We start from the raw sequence: 273 nt of genomic DNA, 5'->3' as shown, positions 1-273 counted from the left end.
TACATCGTCGTACCTCGACGCCAGTGCTTGAGCTGCACTGCACGCAGCCGGTGCCTGATCCACTCGTCGAGTTGGCGGAACACCTTGGGCGTTTGTGCCAGATGGAAGTACGCCTGCCACCCCGGCATGTAGGCCCTCAAGCGCTCCGCCACCTCCGGCAGACTTCGCCCGCCCGAGCGGCGAGTCAGTTCCCGGATGCGTTGCTTGAACGTCTCCAGTGCCTTTCGGGCGACCGCGCATTTGATCCGATCGTCCGCCCTGCGCCACAGTTCG

At 64.5% G+C, this 273-nt stretch carries 1 protein-coding gene; it reads right to left on the bottom strand.

Features of this window, described 5'->3' with window-relative positions; all coding sequences use genetic code 11:
* The coding region (locus ACV229_RS40920; protein ID WP_448088710.1) for a group II intron maturase-specific domain-containing protein at positions 1–273 on the bottom strand (273 nt) is incomplete at both ends.

Source organism: Burkholderia sp. MR1-5-21, assembly GCF_053427715.1.
Note: the sequence above shows the minus strand (reverse complement) of the source record. Positions and strands in the feature narration are given on the sequence as shown.